Here is a 17,401-nt window from a genome sequence, read left to right as displayed (position 1 = left end):
TGCGTATCTTCTTTTCACGAGTTGCCGTTAAGCGAGCGGTTGACCGTCATTATCCCGACCTATGGGCGCAGCGAGATGCTCGCCAGTTCAATCGACAGTGTAATGGCGCAGTCGGTCGTCCCGCGTATCCTTGTGGTCGACGACGGCTCCGAGCCTCCGGCCAAGCTGCACCGGACCGATCCGCGCCTCTCACTCCACCGCCTCGCTCAAAACGCAGGCGGAGCCAGAGCGCGAAACGTTGGCGTTGATCAAGCGAGCACCCCCTGGATCACTTTTTTGGATGATGACGACGAATGGCTTTCCGGATCAGGCGCGCTGTACGACGTCATGTTGCCGGACGAGCCGCAAGCTGACTTATGTTACGTAAGCGGTCTTGAGGTTGTGAGCGCTGACGGCGACAAGCTGGAGCAGCGGAACGCCCATTCGCGCCAGAAAGGCGATGCCTGGTTTCTGGAACATACGCCACCGGGATCGAGCCACTTGACGAAACAGACCTTCGTCATGCCCGCTGCACTTTTTCGACGCATCGGTGGCTTCGATACGGGGCTTGAGAGCCGCATTCACTCGGAATTCGCCTTACGTCTCAACGGCGCGGCTGCAATCGAGGCCATTGATCGTACGACCTATCGGCTGCGCAAACATGGTGGCGCCCAAGTTTCGAAAATGCCCGGCAAGCGGCATCGCGGCTTCCTGCATATCTGGCGCAAGCACGAAGCGATTATAAAAGCCCATCCTGATGGCGGCGCCCGATGGGCCCACGATCACGCGCGTCGATTGTTTCAGGAAAACCGACCAAGCGAAGCTATCCACGCATTATGGCTTGCTTTTCAACTCAACCCTATGTCCCTTCCAGCGTCATTCAAGATTATTGGACTACACTTGCGTAAGTATATCCAGTTCAATTGATAAGCCAATCATGATTTGTGGAACTGCCTATTAGGCAGCATGGTTAGCCAATCGATTTAAAGCAGATAAGTCAGAGTATTTTGCGTCTACATCAGCATTCGTTTCTGGATAAAGCACGCGCCATTCTCAACTACCGATTGACGTCGCTGTAACAGCTTGTTGCTGCAGCGCGGTTTCACTTGGAGGGCGCGACAAATCCGTGCTTGCAACCTCATCGGTGTGAACGTGAAAATGCACGAGTTTTGCGGCACCGAATGAGGTGGTTATCGCGGCATCGGTCGCGTCGCGTCCACGAGCCATAACGATGCGTGCGATCCGGGGGCAGTTGTGCCGCGCGTCGAAGCTGTACCATTTGCCCCCAAGATATGCCTCGAACCATGCTGAAAAATCCATCGGGGCGTCGATCGGCTCAATCCCGATGTCGCCCAAATATCCGGTGCAGTAGCGAGCGGGAACGTTTATCGCTCGACACAGCGTGATAGCGAGATGCGCGAAATCCCGACAGACGCCGAAGCGCTCGTCAAAGGCCGATCGCGCCGTGCGCTCGGAACTGGCTTTCATGTAGTCGAATTCGATCCTCTCGTGGGCCGCGTCGACCAAAGCTTGCACCCTTTCCCATCCGCTCTTCTTGTCTTGCGCTACGCTCCAGGCCTCGTCTGCAAGCAGGCTAACCTCGCAATAACGCGAGCTCATCAGATACTGGAGGACGTCATACGGCAAATCTTCAAGAGGGTGCTGCTGGGCATCCGGTGCAACCGGATCCGGCTCACCCGAATCCTCGATTACGAAGTCGGTATGAAGGGCAATTCCGCCAGGCGGCACCGTGAAGCGTGAGCAGACATTGCCGAAGGGATCGATAAATTGTCGCATCGGAACGTCGGGACTGGACGACACCACTTCGGGAGTGCGCAAATCGCTCTGCCTTTCGGGCCGGACGTTGAGGAGCGCCAGCATGGGGACGGCGACCTCCGTTTCGAAGCGGATGTCGAAACCGGTACGGATCAGCATGAGGCGGTCTCCTTGCGATCGAAATCGGGGTGGCTGGTTGCCAGGTCCAGCTGTTTGATGCGCACTTCGACATCCATTTCGATGCTGCTGCCGCGCTCTCCACGCCAGGTTCCGGAGAGAGGAACGGCCTGTGCCGGGTCGCGCGCCACGGCAACCCGGATCAAGCCGCGATTGCCAACGATTCCGTTGGTCGGATCAAACTCTATCCAGCCGGACCCGGGCAGGAAAACCCGTATCCACGCGTGCGTACTGTGGCCTCCCACGCGTGCGTCTTCATTATCCGGCTGGTAGATGTAGCCTGAGACAAATCTTGCCGCGAAGCCGAGGGCGCGTACCGCTTCCATCATCAAGACAGCAAAATCGCGGCATGTTCCTGAGCCTAGGGACAGGGTCTTTACCGGCGACTGGATGCCCTTACTTTCTCGGGCTCTGTACTCGAACTCTGCCTTGATCGATTTGGTCATGCTTTTCAGAAGCGAAAGCGTGTTGCAGCCGCTGCTCGGCTCGACGAAGCGACGCGCCCATCTGTCCACCTCGCGATCCCTGTCGGGATAATCTCGCTCGATGGAGCGCAACAGGTCGGGCATATCCTCGGCCGAATAGGTAAACGGATAGGTTTCGGCGTAGGGTTCCACGGCAATATCCGCTTCCCTTGTAGGCAAATGCTCAACTTCCGCAGTGCCGCGAACTTCGAGTGCATCGGCCCGCCTGTCAAAGGTTGCGATGGCGACGGCATTGCCGAACACGTCCTGTAACCAGCGCAATGAGGACGGCTCTGGTGAAATGTCGAGCGAAGCCGAAAGGACGCGCTGGTCGTAACTTTCGCGCGGGCGGACCAGAATGCGGTGCTCTCCGAAAGCGACGTCGCGTCGATAGCGATAGCGGGTCGTATGATTGATGGAGACTGTCGGCATATCGACCTCAAGGGCTTGGGTGGCGAAAAACGGGCAAAGCTGCGAGAGGCGGCCTATGCCTGTCTCTACTCTTCTCAACCCATCAGACCCGCATCCGGTCCGGGAGTTTCGCGGAAATGATCCCACGAGCCCGTTTCTGCTGCTGGGCGATCATGCTGGTCGGGCCATCCCGGCGGCTTTGTGCGGTCTCGGCCTCCACTCCAGTGACCACCAGCGGCACATTGCGCTCGACCTTGGCGTGGAAAGCCTTGGGCGCGGCGTTGCCGAACGCTTGGGTGCTACATTTCTCTCGCAGGCGTATTCGCGACTGGTTGTCGACTGCAACAGGGCAGTTCAAGATGACGAGTGGATCGTTGAGCGCTCCGATGGAACGCTTATCCCTGGCAATGCGGGGCTCACGAAGTCCGCCAGACAAGCGCGTTTCGAGGAGGTTTATAAACCGTATCATGAGGCCATCGCCCGTGAACTGGACCGCAGGGCAGCCGATGGGATCGAAACGATCCTTGTTTCCCTCCACAGTTTCACGCCAACGCTATCCGGAGTGCAGCGTCCGTGGGAAATCGGCGTCCTCCACGATGGGCATCGCGACGAGTTCGCCCTTGCGCTTCTGATGTCGCTCGAGGGCGTGGACCGATCAATCGGCGATAACAAACCCTACCACATGGATAATACTGACTACACGGTTCCTTTCCATGCATATGGTCGCGATCTGCGCTACGTTGAACTTGAATTTCGTCAGGACATCCTGGTTTCTCAACTGGACGAACTTAGCGCCCTGACTTCCCGTTTACTTAGGGGCGCTTGCGCGACCGTTTCAGATGAAACTAAACAGGTAGACTTGAGCGTAGATCCAGCGACTGATTAAAATCACATTAGGAACGACCAGCCTTGGCGGTGCTTCTCTTATCAGAGGTTTCCATCAAAGGAGGTCGATCAATGGCCGACACCGCCGATACCGATGCCACGCACATTCTCGCCAAAGATCATCGAACCGTCGAAGACCTGTTCGAGAAATACGAGTCTGCCAGTGGGCACAAAACCAAGGCCAAGATTGCTCAGGCTATCTGTCGCGAACTCAAGATCCATGCGCAGATCGAGGAAGAGATTTTCTATCCCGCGCTTAAGGGCAAGATCGACGATGATCTGCTCAAGGAAGCATATGTCGAACACGACGGCGCAAAGCTTCTGATCAATCAGATCGCTGAAGGTGGCCCGGACGAAGAGTTTTACGATGCCAAGGTCACGGTCCTCAAGGAAGAGATCGAACATCACGTTGAGGAGGAAGAGAAGGAGCGGGACAATATGTTCCAGCAAGCGCGTGCCGCTGACGTGGATCTGCATGCGCTCGGGAAGCAGTTGCTAGCGCGTAAAAAGGAATTGATGGAACTCGCCGATAGCGATGGGCTTCCCCCGGCTCGGGCCACGACCATGGATCACGGAGTGATCGCATGAGCGCAGCGGACACGGGCATCGGCGAAGGCGGACCAAAGGAGCGCGACGCTTCGGGTAAGCCTACGGAAAACAACACTGCACTGCAAAAAGAAAACCGGCAGGCCGCGAAGAACCAGAGTTCTGTCGAGCCTGATGAATATCCCAAGCGTCGAGAAAATCCCGTATGATTCTGAGCTGGGACTTTTCCGTCGGGCTGCGAACAGCACTGCCGCGCGCAATACCGCGCAATCACATCGATAGATTTGGAGGCCGCGATGAGTCGTAACAGGAATACCGGAGGTGCCGCATTGGGCATCGGCCTTACATTGGGGGGAATTGTCCTTGGATCTGTCCTGTCTGCTAAAACCCGAAAAGGACGGTCCCCTGATGACGCCCCTGGTTTTACCGCGCGCCGTGGCTTCGGTGACTACGACGTCGTGGGCAGAACGGTGACCATACGCAAACCACGCGATGAGCTCTTCCGATATTGGCGCGATTTTACAAACCTGCCGACGTTCATGGAAAACCTTGAAAAGATTGACATAGACAACGCAGAGACAGGGCTCGCGACTTGGCACATCAAGGCGCCGGCCGGGCGCACTGTGGCGGTCGAGACCGAAATCGTACGCGAACAGGACGGCGAGTTGATCGCCTGGCGATCCGTCGCAGGATCGGACATTGATACCGAAGGGCGAGTTACTTTCGAAGACGCCCCCGGAGAGCGTGGTACCCGGGTCGGCCTGATCATTGCCTACAAGCCGCCTGCCGGCGAATTGGGCCGGGCCATAGCGAAGATGTTTCTTCGCGAACCGGAAATTCAGGCGCGGCACGACCTGAAGCGATTTAAAATGCTGATGGAAACCGGCGAGATCGCGACCTCGGCCCATACCGCAGACCAAGCCAGAGCAGCCAAGCAGGAGAATGCAGCATGAAGGCTTTAACCTGGCACGGCGCCAAGGACGTGCGCGTCGATACGGTCGACGATCCCGAAATCATCAATCCACGCGATGCCATCATCAAGATCACCAGCACGGCCATCTGCGGCTCGGATCTTCATCTCTACGACGGCGTCATCCCCGGTGTTAAACCCGGCGACGTACTCGGCCACGAGTTCATGGGCGAGGTGGTCGAGATCGGGCGGGATTCGACCCTTAAAAAGGGTCAGCGTGTGGTGGTTCCCTTCACAATCGCATGCGGTGGCTGCTTTCATTGCAAAAGCCAGCAGTATTCCGCCTGCGACAACTCCAATCCTGTCGAAAAGCAAGACATGTCGGCAACCCTCTATGGTCAGCCGATGAGCGGTCTGTTCGGGTATTCGCACCTTACCGGCGGGTATTCCGGTGGGCAGGCGGAGTTCGTCCGCGTACCCTTTTCTGACATCGGTCCGATCGTCGTTCCCGATCATTTGGATGACGACAAAGTCCTGTTCCTTTCCGACATCTTGCCGACGGGCTGGATGGCGGCAGAGAATGCGGACATCAAACCGGACGACACGGTAGCGGTATGGGGCTGCGGCCCAGTTGGATTATTCGCGATCCAATCTGCCATCGTGATGGGCGCGGCAAAGGTGATTGCCATCGATCATTATCCGCACCGCCTCGAACTCGCCCGCAAATTGGGAGCTGAGATCATCAATTTCCGCGAGAGCAACGTTCGCGAGGCGCTGATGGAGATGTCTGGTGGAATCGGCGTCGATGCGGTGATCGATGCGGTCGGCATGGAATCCCACGGTTTCGCGGTCGATAACATTATCGACGTTATGAAACAGAAAGTGGGCATCGGTGCCGATCGAGCCAGCGCGTTGAAGCAAGCGATATTGGCGGTGCGGTTTGGCGGTAAGGTATCGATTCCCGGCGTTTACGGCGGCATGACAGACAAGTGGCCACTGGGCGCAATGATGGAGAAAGGGCTGCAACTGCGGGGCGGGCAGACCCACGTTCAGAAATATACGAAGGACCTGCTGGAAAAGATCGAGGACGGCACGCTCGATACCACCTTCCTCATCAGCCACCGCCTGCCGTTGGACGACGCGCCGCGCGGTTACAAGCACTTCAAGGAAGAACAGGACACCTGGACCAAGGTGATCCTCAAGCCCGGAATGGAGACGACGGAGTGAGCAAAAACAAGATCGAAAAGCTCGAAGGTTTGGTTTTGATAACCGGCGCCTCAAGCGGCATCGGGCTGGAACTCGCCAAGCTCGCTGCAGCGGACAACTGTGACCTTATTCTTGTCGCCGACACCGACCTGAGCGCAGGCGAGGCGACGGCGCGGGCAGCAGGCGCAACTTCCGTGGAGACACTCCAGGCCGATCTCTCGACACGCGCTGGCATCGATGCGGTAATGGAACTGATTGGAAGCCGGACGGTCGACGTGCTGATGGCCAACGCCGGGACTGGAGATGGCGGCAAGTTCATCGATCAGGATTGGGATGGAATCGCTCATACGATCGACACGAACATCAAAGGAACGGTGTCGCTCATTCACCGCATTGGAAAGGACATGGTTGCGCGCGATAATGGCCGAATTCTCGTAACCGGTTCGATCGTGAGCGACATGCCCGGCCCGTTCAACCTCATCTACAATTCCACCAAGGCGTTCGTCGTCGATTTTTGCGTGGGGCTCGCCAACGAACTAAAGGAAAGCAACGTGGTGATCACTTGCCTGCTGCCAGGTGTCACGGACACGAAATTCTTCGATCGGGCGGATATGGAAGATTCGCCCGTTGCGAAATCTAACAAGGCCGACCCCGCCAAGGTCGCCAAGGACGGATACCAAGCCTTGCTGGATGGTGACGTAAAGGAAGTCAGTGGTCTCATGAACAAGGTACAGTATTTCTTTGCCGACATCCTGCCGGACGAGATCGTGGCGAAGATGCACCGTAAGATGGCTGAACCGGAGCATGGCAAGCAATAGGCCTTCCTAGCTGAAGAGCTGACGTAAGGTCGGACGTACGCTCGCTGTTCGGGCACATCATTGAGACATAAGGTCAATTAAAAGGGAAATCCGCTTTGCCCGAACGCGCAATGCTGATGCCGGCTGTTCCAAGCCTATCGACGTTTGATGAGCGGAATGCGTAGGCTAACCGCCCCCCTATGCGGTCTCTAAAATCCGGGCAGGTCGGAGCCTTTGGTTCGGCGCGTTCACATGACCAGCGCGCCCATCGACTCGCCAAGGCGCACCAGCCTTTCGGGTTGCCAGTCGCGTTTGAAGTCGATCACCTCTTCTTCGAACAGCATGATGACTGTCGAACCGAGAAGGAAACGGCCCATCTCTTCGCCTTTGTCGAGTTTGATCGTCTCGCCGTCATAATCCCATCGAGATGGCTCACCGGATGTCTGAGATCTGACTACGCCGTGCCAGGCCGTGGCCATGCTGCCAACGATCGTCGCACCCACGAGCACCATGACGAACGAGCCGAACGTCTCGGTTTCAAAAACGCAGATGACCCGCTCGTTGCGCGCAAAAAGGTTTGGCACGCCTCGCGCCGTGGCTGGATTGACGGAGAAAAGCGATCCCGGAACATGGATCATCCGTGTCAGCCGCCCCGCGCATGGCATGTGGATGCGATGATAATCCCGTGGGGAAAGATAGAGATTAGCGAAGCTGCCATGACGAAACTTGCTGGCGAGCTCGGCATCGCCGCCGAGAAGGTCGGTTACTGTAAACCGATGTCCTTTCGCCTGCAGAATATGCACGTCGTCAATCGGTCCGAGTTGGCTGATGGTCCCGTCCACGGGCGATACGAAATCCGCATCCGCGATCGGCCGGAGGCCAGGTCTCAGCTCTCGTGTGAAAAAGGCGTTGAAGCTGGTGTAGCGTGCCGTGTCGGGTTCTGCCGCCTCGGCCATGTCGACCCCGTATTTTGCGACAAACCAGCGTATAAGCCGCTCCCTGCCCCACCCTGTTTCTCGCCCGGCCACACGCCCCGCGATGGCCGTGAGCAGGCGTTTGGGCAGCAAATACTGAAGAAAAACTCCGCCGTTGCGCACTATCCCAGCCTCCCCTGAGTTTCGATTTTTGCCATTCGGACGTGAACGCATAGACGATGATGATGGTCCCCGAGCATCCTGTTCAGTGCCTCAGAGCCTTCATTCGCGCCGGGTTAGCTGGTTTGCCGGTTTTGAGAGGCAGCGCCAACGCTAAACCATGTTGCGCGGCTGAACCAGACGGTCGAAGGTTTCGGCGTCGACCAGTCCGAGTTCCAGGGCGGCTTCTTTAAGCGTCTGATCATGTGTCAGTGCGTGCTTGGCGATCTTGGCAGCATTGTCGTACCCGATTTCTGGCGCCAGCGCGGTTACCAGCATGAGCGAGCGATCGACCAGTTCGCCGATCCGCTCCTCGTTTGCCTCTATTCCTTCGACGCAGCGGCGTGCGAAACTGTCCATTCCAATCGCCAGCAGCTCTATCGATCGCACGATGTTCGATCCGATCAGCGGCATGAAGGTGTTGAGTTCAAATTGCCCCTGCATCCCCCCCACCGTGACGGCCTGGTGATTGCCGATAACCTGGGCGGCAACCATCGTGAGCATCTCGACCTGCGTCGGATTGACCTTGCCCGGCATAATGGAACTGCCCGGTTCGTTAGCGGGCAAGGCGAGCTCTCCAAGACCCGAACGCGGGCCCGAGGATAGCAGGCGGATGTCGTTCGCGATCTTGTTCAGCGCCACGGCGAGCGTGTTGAGCGCTCCCGAAAAGGAAACCAGACCGTCCTTGGCGGCCAGTTGCTCGAAGGCGTTGTCGGCCGGGCGGAACTCTTCGCCGGTTATGTCCGAAAGCGCTGCCACCATGTCGCTGCGCCAGCCCTCGGGCGCGTTAAGCCCGGTGCCAACAGCTGTCCCGCCGATGGCGAGTTCCCTCAAGTCACGATCCAGCGCGTTTTGGATACGCTCTCGACAGCTGGCGATCTGCGCAGCGTAGCCGGAGAATTCCTGGCCCAGCGTCAGCGGGGTAGCATCTTGGGTGTGGGTCCGGCCGATCTTTACGATATCGGAGAATTCGCGCGCCTTGCCGTCGAGCGCCGAATGCAACACGTCGATTGCGGGCAGCAGGTGTTGCTGTGTCACCAGGACGGCCGCAATGTGGAGGGCGGTGGGAAAGCTGTCGTTCGAGCTTTGCGATTTGTTGACGTGATCGTTTGGGTGAACGGGATCCTTGCCGCCGCGCGTGCCGATGAGGTTCTCAATGGCAATCCCGGCGATCACCTCGTTGACGTTCATGTTGGTCTGCGTGCCGCTTCCGGTCTGGAAGATCGTCAGCGGAAACTGGTCGTCATGGTCGCCAGCACGCACCGCCCTGGCCGCTTCCTCTATCGCGTCTGCCAGCTTCGTATCCAGGCCATGCTTCCGGTTCACGCGTGCAGCAGCCTGCTTCACCGCCGCTTGCGCATGCACGATCTGGATCGGCATGCGCTGGTGCGCCGGGAAGGGAAAGTTCTGGAGACTGCGTTGCGTCTGGGCGCCCCAGTAGGCGCTCGACGGGACGTCAATCGGTCCGAGTGAATCTGTTTCGGTGCGGATGTCGCTCATGGATTGGCCAAGTACCATTTTTGCAACCGAATCCAAATACCTCCACTTGTCGCAAAACCCGGTGGCACGAGGCGAGCTTTCCCCCGCCGAACAGGTTGGCAGTCAGCTGCAACGGTCCAAGTGCGTGATGCGAAGGGCTCATCAAAACTTCGATCATTCCCTCCTAGGCGCCTTGTGCGGGACGCTTGCGCCACCTTATTGGAACTTGCGAAAATAGAATGACGGCGGCGCCAGAGTAGCCGGGAGCAAGGACACATCGTATGGGTGAATGGGTTGCACTGGCAGAGGGAGCGGCGGAGGCCGCGCGGGCGCTAGCGGGTGCCCTACAAGCCCGCGTCGCCACGATGATTGCACCCGATGGATCCGTCGATCCGGCGCTGGCCGATCGCAACCAGCATGCACTCCACGGTTTCGCGTGGAGTGCCACTGCCACCGAGGCGCTTGCTGCCGTGGCGCAATGGGCCTCGCAGCAGGATCGGCAGGGCCGCTTCGGGGATACCGAGGAACTGGCTTTGCGGGTCGGGTTCGGAGAATATTGTTCACAGCTCATAGGTGGCGTGCCGATGAGCCAGAGCGAGTTCGCCCGACCTGCCAGCCTGGGTGGGTCGTCAGCCGTCGCCGCGTTCGCAAGCGACCCGTCCGTCGAGCGGTTTCTTGCCGATGGCAACACCGTGGAAACCCGCGCTTCGCTTGCGTCCCTCTTGGCAGAAGGCTCGGTCCCGACCGAGGCTCTGGACGACGAAACGATGGACATGATCCGCGAGCAGTTCCGCGCCTTCGCGCGCGAACGCATCGCGCCAAACGCCCACTACTGGCACCTCGCAGATGATCTTATTCCGATCGAAATCGTGAAGGAGATGGCCGATCTGGGCGTGTTCGGCGTGTGCATCGGCGAAGATTACGGCGGACTGGGACTGGGCAAACTGGCGATGTGCCTGGTGTCCGAAGAACTGTCGCGCGGCTGGATCTGCGCGGGATCACTCGGAACACGATCGGAAATCGCCGGAGAGTTGATTGCGGCCGGTGGGACCGAAGAGCAGAAGCGACACTGGCTTCCTCTCCTGGCCAGCGGCGCGACGCTACCGACCGCGGTGTTCACCGAACCCGATACCGGATCCGATCTCGCCTCCGTCCGCACACGCGCCACCCGCCGGCCTGGCGGGGGCTGGGTCATCGACGGTGCCAAAACGTGGATCACCCATGCCGCTCGCGCGGATCTGATGACGGTCTTGTGCCGCACGGATGCCACTGCGCCGGGCTACGCTGGATTGTCCATGCTGCTGGCCGCCAAGACGCGCGGAAGCGAGGAAACGCCCTTTCCCGACGAGGGGCTTCACGGGTCCGAAATTCCCGTACTCGGCTATCGCGGGATGAAGGAGTACGCACTCTCCTTCGACGGGTTCGAAGTGGCGGACGACGGACTGCTGGGCGGAGCGGAGGGGCACGGGTTCAAGCAGTTGATGCGCACCTTCGAAGGTGCACGGATTCAGACGGCCGCGCGCGCGATCGGCGTGGGTTGGAACGCCTTCGACCTGGGCCTGTCCTATGCGCGGGAGCGCACGCAATTCGGCAAGCCTCTGATTGCCTTTCCAAGAGTTGCGGACAAGCTGGCCCTGATGGTGGCCGAATTGCTGATGGCACGCGAGCTGACCTATGCCGCCGCCAGGGCCAAGGACCAAGGCAAACGCTGCGATATCGAGGCTGGCATGGCCAAGCTGCTGGCTGCGCGAGTGGCGTGGAGCAATGCCGACCAAGCGGTCCAGATCCACGGGGGCAATGGCTATGCGCTGGAATACGAAATTAGCCGCGTCTTATGCGACGCGCGCATTCTCAATATCTTCGAAGGCGCCGGGGAGATACAGGCCCATGTCGTCGGACGGGGCCTGATTTCCCGGCAAAACTGAAACTGCGAAAGCGACCATACCCGTGAGTCTGGACGCCACCAACCTCCAATCAGCAATGCTTCTCGCGATGGCTATCCAGCGTTTTCTGCACTGCGGAAAGGGCGTTGAGAATCTCCTCTCGCCAGCCATCCGAACCTAGGGTGCGGACGGCTGAATGTGCGGCACACACAAAGGGCGTGCCGGCCCAGCGTTCCGCGATCTCGCGCGCCCAGGAATCGAATGCATTCGCAGCGCCGGCGCTTGGCTCAAGCGCCTTGCCCAGCATCGGATGGAAACGCAGACTGGAGGTGGGGAATATGCGCTTCAGAAAGCCGGGCGCGTCCAGGACATTCAGCGTATCGTCCACATGAACGATCGAACTGGCACGGTGCCGCGCCAAAACGGACGCCGCGTGCACGCTATCGTCGGGCGTCACCAGCAACAGACCGTCGGGAACGGTGAATTCCAGATCCTCTGCGAATTCGGCCTGTGTGGCCTCGTCCTCGATCACACCGTCCGCCCATGGGAGGTCGGGCATCTGCTGGTGATGGCGGCGGGTGCCGATCAGGCGGGCCTGCGGCGCCAGATCGTGCGCCGCGCTACAGTGAATGGTATGAAACGGATGGACGTTGATGATCGCATCGATTTTGGTGCCGCCATCTGTCAGATTCAGCAGCTCGCGCTTGTCGGCATCGTCGAGCGAATAGCTGTCGAGCAGTATAAATCGGCCGTTCTTGCGCCGCACCAGCGACATCTGGGTTCCGATATCGATCAGTCCGCCAATCTTGAAGCTGCCACGAAAATTCCAGAACCCGTCCGCCAATTGCTTCATGTGCCGCTTCCCCGATCGCAGGCCGCGCGCCCCGGCGGCTGTGGTGGTATCTACTCCGGCTAGGTCAGAGCGGAGCCGCTGGCAACCTCGCCAGAGAGGGGCCTTCCTTCATTTCGACATGGTGCGATGAGACGGCGGCGAATTTCCCACAAGGGGGTTGGAGAGGGGCCGGCGGCCCATTATGCGATCGTCATGTCCGCCACGGGTCCCGATCAGCCGATGTCCTGCGATGCATGCGTCATCCGCAATCGCGCCATCTGTGCCGACCTCGACGCATCGGAACTCGCCGTACTCGGCAAGCTCGGCCGCAAGCGGAAGCTCGAAGCAGGGCAGTCGCTCATCTGGGAAGGCGACGAAGCGGTGCTGGTCGCCAATGTAATGGACGGTTTACTCAAGCTTTCGACCCACACTGCGGACGGCAAGGAGCAGATCCTTGGCCTTGCCTACCCCTCCGATTTCCTCGGCCGCCCGTTCGGCCAGACGACGCCCTACGGCGTCGAAGCACTAACCGATGCTTATGTGTGCATCTTCCAGCGGGCCGACTTCGATTGCTTCGCGCGCGAGCATCCCCGCCTGGAGCACAAGCTGTTGGAGCGCACGCTTGCCGAACTCGACCGCACCCGGCGGTGGATGTTGCTGCTGGGCCGGATGAGCGCCGAGCAGAAGCTTGCGAACCTGCTGCTCGAGCTGGACGAGCGGTTGGGCGTAAGGGGCTGCGTCCCCCGTCTGGATCCGAACGCAATCTGGACTCTTCCCTTGTCGCGGCAGCAGATCGCCGATGTCCTTGGCCTTACCATCGAAACAGTGAGCCGTCTCTTCACGCGAATGAAAGGGGAAGGCATGATCGCCCTCCCCTCCCGCCGGGAGGTCGCAATCCTCGATCGCCCCGCGCTGGAGGATTGCGCCGCCTGACGCATTATCTTGCGCCTGCCTCAGAACCGATAGCTGACGCCTGCGGATAGCACCCACGGGTCTAGATCGTGCTTCGTTTCGATTGCCAGGGTTTCCCCGGCATACCACCTCGCGGTCGTACCGACGAAGTAGCGTTTGGCATCGATTGTCAGACCCAGCCCGCCATCCCCCAGGGCCATGTCCGCGCCCGCCTGAAGGACGAAGCCGAATTCATCGGATAGCTCCGTACGGGTCACACCCAAAGGGATAGTGGCGGCTCCGGGATCGACATCGACCCACCAGAAGTAAGCTATGCCCGCCCCGACAAACGGCGTGATTGCTCCTGCCGGCAAATGTGCTTTCGCGGTCAAGGTAGCGGGAATCAGCTTGGCGTCGGAAACGAGCTCCGCGCCGGGAAGGCCCGAAACCGCATCGACGTCGTGCTGGGTCATGCAGCATATCGTTTCGAGCGAGACATTCTCAGTCAGGAAATATTCGGCCGCCAGCGTGGGCACGAAATTGTCGGTGGCTTCTGTCTGAAGCGTGGCGGGCAGGCCGACGATATCCTCGTTCACCTCGGTGATTTTGCCATCGGGAAGAACTGCCGTGCCCAGCAGTTTGATCTGGAGGCTGCCATCCCGATTGCCTGCTTGCGCGGGTGCGACTGCGAGTATCGCGATGGCGGCGGTTGCGAGAAGCGTCTTCATTGTTGGTAGGTCCTGATTGGTTCCGGTCGCCGCAGTGGCCGCCCTTCGCGGCCCAGGTAGTTACGGTGCCAGTACCCCAATGCCCCCGCTCGCATGGGGAATCGTTGACGCAGATCAATGCTCTTCGGCCGTGGCGTTGCCATCCGGCCGCCCATGGAGACCTCTGCTCAACTCTTCGACCGTTTTGCTGCGCAATTCCTGCCGCAGTCCTCGTCCGATGCGGTAGCTCTGCGCACGCGGTCGCTCGCCAGGCTGGAAAGGATCGGAAGCGGAATGGTCGCAGCCCCGGCGGGCGACGGGCAATTGCTGGCCTTCATTGCAGATGGCGCGGCAAAGCTCGTGGCGCATACGGCCTCGGGGCGCGAGCAGATCCTGGGCTTCTACTTTGCGAGCGACCTTCTGCTGCTACCGGCCAGTGCCGAACACGGCTACGCGCTTCATGGCCTTACCGATTGCATCCTTCTGGTGATGCCCCATCATCAGATCCGCGAAATCGCCCGTACCGATCCTGCGCTTGCCGTCAGCCTGTTGGACGCGGCTGAAAGATCGCTCTCCCGCTGCCGGGACAAGGCCGTGACCCTGGGGCGGAAAACCGCATCCGAGCGCATGGCCGGTTTTCTGCTGTCGATGGTGGAACGAGCGGGAACACCGCGCCAAGGCGCTATCGTTCTCGATCTGCCGATGTCGCGCCGCGATATCGCCGATGGGATTGGACTAACCATAGAGACGGTGAGCCGTCAGCTATCCCAACTGCGAGAGGACGGCTTGATCGCCACCAGCGGCCGCTCTCAAATCACGCTTCTCGACCCCCGCCGGCTCAGGGCGAGGGCCGGCTTCATAAGCTGCGCCGCCTGACCTTGCGCGATTTCTATCAAATTTGCGCTGGATCAATGCGCGCTTCGCAACCGCCCCTTAGGCGCGCTTCCGCAAACGGAGGGTAATCGATGCAATATCAAGGTGCGCTGGAGCGCGTGGGCCTGTGGTTCGCGGTGCTGTTGGCCTCGATAGTGGTGGCGGCCTTGGCCAAGGACACCGGCTTCCAGGTCCACGCGGCCATTGTGGGCGCGGCCGCCTTTATTCTTATGTGGACAGCCGCCGGACGGTTCGATCCGCTCGCGGCGCGCTATAGCTTCTTCAAGTTTCCCGAAGGCCCTTCACGCTACGACGACGACACCATCCGGTGGGGTATCATAGCCACCATGTTCTGGGGCCTTGCCGGGCTCGCCGCCGGGCTGTTCATTGCCCTTCAGCTCGCATTCCCCGTGCTCAATTTCGAGCCCTACTTCAATTTCGGTCGCTTGCGCCCACTGCATACCAGCGCGGTGATCTTCGCCTTCGGCGGCAACGCGCTGATCGCATCCAGTTTCTACGTCGTCCAGCGGACCTGCCGCACGCAGCTTGCGTTCCCCTCGCTCGCCCGGTTCGTATTCTGGGGGTATCAGCTTTTCATCGTTCTGGCTGCCACCGGCTATCTGCTGGGGGTTACGCAGTCGAAGGAATATGCCGAGCCCGAATGGTACGTCGATTTGTGGCTCACCATCGTCTGGGTCGCCTATGCTGCGGTGTTTATCGGGACGGTGCTGAGGCGGCATGAACCGCACATCTATGTGGCCAACTGGTTCTACCTGGCCTTCATCGTCACGATCGCGATGCTCCACATCGTCAACAATCTGGCGCTTCCCGTCAGCTTGCTGGGTTCGCAGAGCTACGTTGTTTATTCGGGCGTGCAGGATGCACTGACCCAGTGGTGGTATGGCCACAATGCCGTCGGCTTCTTCCTCACCGCCGGTTTCCTGGCGATGATGTACTATTTCGTGCCAAAGCAGGCGGAACGGCCGGTCTATTCCTACCGCCTGTCCATCATTCACTTCTGGTCGCTGATCTTTCTCTACATCTGGGCGGGGCCGCACCACCTCCACTACACGGCTCTTCCCGATTGGGCGCAGACGCTGGGCATGGTGTTTTCGATCATGCTGTGGATGCCTAGCTGGGGCGGGATGATCAACGGTCTGATGACGCTCAACGGCGCCTGGGACAAGGTCCGCACCGATCCGATTATCCGCATGATGGTGATGGCCCTGGCCTTCTACGGCATGAGCACCTTCGAAGGTCCGATGCTGTCGATCAAAAGCGTCAACAGCCTCAGCCACTACACAGACTGGACCATCGGCCACGTGCATTCGGGCGCACTGGGCTGGAACGGCATGATCACCTTCGCGACGGTGTATTATCTGGTCCCCCGCCTTTGGAAACGCGAGCGGATGTATTCGCTGCGCATGATTAACTGGCACTTCTGGCTCGCCACGATCGGGATCGTATTCTACGCCGCCAGCATGTGGGTGGCTGGCGTCACCCAGGGCCTGATGTGGCGCGAATATGGGCCGGACGGTTATCTGGTGAACAGCTTCGCCGACACGGTTGCCGCGCTCCACCCAATGTACATCCTGCGTGCCTTCGGCGGACTGCTGTATCTCTCGGGCGCGGTCATCATGACCTACAATTTCTGGATGACGCTGGCGGGCAAGCTGCGCAGCGAGGCCCCCATGCAAGACGCCGCCTATGACGAGGCGCGCGATCGCCCCCTCCCCGCCCGCGAACCCACCGCCGTGCCGGCCGAGTAGGACAACACCGATGAGCACTTTCACACAGCAGCCGCCGACCGATCCGGACCTTTCGCACGAGCCGCCCGACGTCCAGGCTACCATTAAGGGTCACAAGCGGCTCGAGCGCAACATCACCCTGCTGGGCATCGCCACCTTCGTGACGGTGGCGATCGGCGGGATCGTGGAAATCGCGCCTTTATTCTGGATCGACAACACTATCGAACGGGTGGAGGGCGTGCGCCCCTACTCCCCGCTCGAGCAGGCCGGGCGCGACATCTACATCCGCGAGGGGTGTTACGTCTGCCACAGCCAGATGATCCGTCCGTTCCGCGACGAGGTGGAACGCTACGGCCATTACAGCCTGGCGGCAGAGAGCATGTACGATCACCCCTTCCAGTGGGGGTCGAAGCGCACCGGTCCCGACCTTGCCCGCGTTGGTGGCCGCTATTCGGACGCTTGGCACGTCCAGCATCTCACCGATCCGCAAAGCGTGGTGCCCGAAAGCGTGATGCCGCAATACGGCTTCCTCAAGGAAACCGATCTGCACATCGGCGATCCCGCCGCGCGGCTGCGTACGCTGCGCGCGGTGGGCGTCCCCTATACGGACCGGGACATAGGACAGGCGATGGCCGATATCGTCTTGCAGGCCGACCCCGATGCGGACGCGGGTGATTTCCTTGAGCGGTATCCCAAAGCGCAGG

At 59.8% G+C, this 17,401-nt stretch carries 18 protein-coding genes; 12 read left to right on the top strand and 6 right to left on the bottom strand.

Going from position 1 to position 17,401, the window contains the following annotated elements; translation table 11 throughout:
• The first annotated feature begins 39 nt into the window (after positions 1 to 39).
• On the top strand, positions 40 to 906 hold the full coding sequence (locus ACFDTG_RS11060) for a glycosyltransferase family A protein (protein WP_375291100.1): 867 nt from the start codon (positions 40 to 42) through the stop codon (positions 904 to 906).
• A gap of 126 nt (positions 907 to 1,032) precedes the next feature.
• Here ACFDTG_RS11060 and ACFDTG_RS11055 read toward each other — a convergent pair whose 3' ends face one another.
• Together ACFDTG_RS11055 and ACFDTG_RS11050 are read right to left on the bottom strand one after the other, a co-directional pair.
• Positions 1,033 to 1,914 carry a transglutaminase family protein gene (locus ACFDTG_RS11055; protein ID WP_375291099.1) on the bottom strand — a complete coding sequence of 294 codons (882 nt, stop codon included), beginning with the start codon at positions 1,912 to 1,914 and terminating at the stop codon, positions 1,033 to 1,035.
• Positions 1,908 to 2,828 (bottom strand): transglutaminase N-terminal domain-containing protein, encoded by a 921-nt coding sequence (locus ACFDTG_RS11050; protein WP_375291098.1) that lies wholly within the window; start codon positions 2,826 to 2,828, stop codon positions 1,908 to 1,910. The genes ACFDTG_RS11055 and ACFDTG_RS11050 overlap by 7 nt, the downstream gene beginning before the upstream one ends.
• A gap of 55 nt (positions 2,829 to 2,883) precedes the next feature.
• Between ACFDTG_RS11050 and ACFDTG_RS11045 the strand changes: the two genes are divergently transcribed.
• The 6 genes from ACFDTG_RS11045 to ACFDTG_RS11020 all read left to right on the top strand — a co-directional run bounded on the left by ACFDTG_RS11045 (position 2,884) and on the right by ACFDTG_RS11020 (position 7,172).
• Complete coding sequence (locus ACFDTG_RS11045; protein WP_375291097.1) at positions 2,884 to 3,693, top strand: N-formylglutamate amidohydrolase; 810 nt, start codon at positions 2,884 to 2,886, stop codon at positions 3,691 to 3,693.
• A 71-nt stretch (positions 3,694 to 3,764) separates the two neighbouring features.
• Positions 3,765 to 4,280: a hemerythrin domain-containing protein gene (locus ACFDTG_RS11040; protein WP_375291096.1), complete on the top strand. Its 516-nt coding sequence runs from the start codon at positions 3,765 to 3,767 to the stop codon at positions 4,278 to 4,280.
• Entirely contained in the window at positions 4,277 to 4,447 is a 171-nt protein-coding gene (locus tag ACFDTG_RS11035) for a hypothetical protein (protein WP_375291095.1), read from the top strand. Before ACFDTG_RS11040 ends, ACFDTG_RS11035 begins: the two co-directional genes overlap by 4 nt.
• Before the next feature lie 87 nt (positions 4,448 to 4,534).
• Positions 4,535 to 5,191 (top strand): SRPBCC family protein, encoded by a 657-nt coding sequence (locus ACFDTG_RS11030; RefSeq protein ID WP_375291094.1) that lies wholly within the window; start codon positions 4,535 to 4,537, stop codon positions 5,189 to 5,191.
• A complete protein-coding gene (locus ACFDTG_RS11025; RefSeq protein WP_375291093.1) occupies positions 5,188 to 6,375 on the top strand; it encodes a zinc-dependent alcohol dehydrogenase in 1,188 nt (395 codons plus the stop codon). The genes ACFDTG_RS11030 and ACFDTG_RS11025 overlap by 4 nt, the downstream gene beginning before the upstream one ends.
• The gene (locus ACFDTG_RS11020; RefSeq protein ID WP_375291092.1) at positions 6,372 to 7,172 is read left to right on the top strand and encodes an SDR family NAD(P)-dependent oxidoreductase; all 801 of its coding nucleotides are present in this window, start codon (positions 6,372 to 6,374) and stop codon (positions 7,170 to 7,172) included. Before ACFDTG_RS11025 ends, ACFDTG_RS11020 begins: the two co-directional genes overlap by 4 nt.
• A gap of 227 nt (positions 7,173 to 7,399) precedes the next feature.
• On the opposite strand, the gene asd is transcribed toward ACFDTG_RS11020, so the two are convergent.
• Positions 7,400 to 8,248, bottom strand: coding sequence for an archaetidylserine decarboxylase (gene asd / locus ACFDTG_RS11015; RefSeq protein WP_375291091.1), 849 nt, complete (start codon positions 8,246 to 8,248; stop codon positions 7,400 to 7,402).
• A 150-nt stretch (positions 8,249 to 8,398) separates the two neighbouring features.
• Entirely contained in the window at positions 8,399 to 9,784 is a 1,386-nt protein-coding gene (gene fumC / locus ACFDTG_RS11010) for a class II fumarate hydratase (RefSeq protein ID WP_375291090.1), read from the bottom strand.
• A gap of 260 nt (positions 9,785 to 10,044) precedes the next feature.
• Between fumC and ACFDTG_RS11005 the strand changes: the two genes are divergently transcribed.
• Positions 10,045 to 11,688, top strand: a complete 1,644-nt coding sequence (locus tag ACFDTG_RS11005) for an acyl-CoA dehydrogenase family protein (protein WP_375291089.1) — start codon at positions 10,045 to 10,047, stop codon at positions 11,686 to 11,688.
• 49 nt (positions 11,689 to 11,737) lie between these two features.
• Here ACFDTG_RS11005 and ACFDTG_RS11000 read toward each other — a convergent pair whose 3' ends face one another.
• Entirely contained in the window at positions 11,738 to 12,499 is a 762-nt protein-coding gene (locus ACFDTG_RS11000; protein ID WP_375291088.1) for a hypothetical protein, read from the bottom strand.
• A 192-nt stretch (positions 12,500 to 12,691) separates the two neighbouring features.
• Between ACFDTG_RS11000 and ACFDTG_RS10995 the strand changes: the two genes are divergently transcribed.
• Positions 12,692 to 13,411 (top strand): Crp/Fnr family transcriptional regulator, encoded by a 720-nt coding sequence (locus tag ACFDTG_RS10995; protein ID WP_375291109.1) that lies wholly within the window; start codon positions 12,692 to 12,694, stop codon positions 13,409 to 13,411.
• Positions 13,412 to 13,431: 20 nt separating this feature from the next.
• Here ACFDTG_RS10995 and ACFDTG_RS10990 read toward each other — a convergent pair whose 3' ends face one another.
• Positions 13,432 to 14,097, bottom strand: a complete 666-nt coding sequence (locus tag ACFDTG_RS10990; protein ID WP_375291087.1) for an OmpW family protein — start codon at positions 14,095 to 14,097, stop codon at positions 13,432 to 13,434.
• 153 nt (positions 14,098 to 14,250) lie between these two features.
• Between ACFDTG_RS10990 and ACFDTG_RS10985 the strand changes: the two genes are divergently transcribed.
• The 3 genes from ACFDTG_RS10985 to ccoO form a co-directional block, all read left to right on the top strand.
• On the top strand, positions 14,251 to 14,952 hold the full coding sequence (locus tag ACFDTG_RS10985; protein WP_375291086.1) for a helix-turn-helix domain-containing protein: 702 nt from the start codon (positions 14,251 to 14,253) through the stop codon (positions 14,950 to 14,952).
• A gap of 89 nt (positions 14,953 to 15,041) precedes the next feature.
• Entirely contained in the window at positions 15,042 to 16,718 is a 1,677-nt protein-coding gene (ccoN, locus tag ACFDTG_RS10980) for a cytochrome-c oxidase, cbb3-type subunit I (RefSeq protein ID WP_375291085.1), read from the top strand.
• 10 nt (positions 16,719 to 16,728) lie between these two features.
• Positions 16,729 to 17,401, top strand: a 673-nt coding sequence (gene ccoO / locus ACFDTG_RS10975; RefSeq protein ID WP_375291084.1) for a cytochrome-c oxidase, cbb3-type subunit II, incomplete at its 3' end; no start/stop codon positions are given.

The organism is Qipengyuania sp. (assembly GCF_042095715.1).
Taxonomy (GTDB): Bacteria; Pseudomonadota; Alphaproteobacteria; order Sphingomonadales; family Sphingomonadaceae; genus Qipengyuania.
The sequence above is the reverse complement of the archived record's forward strand: the minus strand, read 5'-3'. Positions and strand labels throughout refer to the sequence as shown.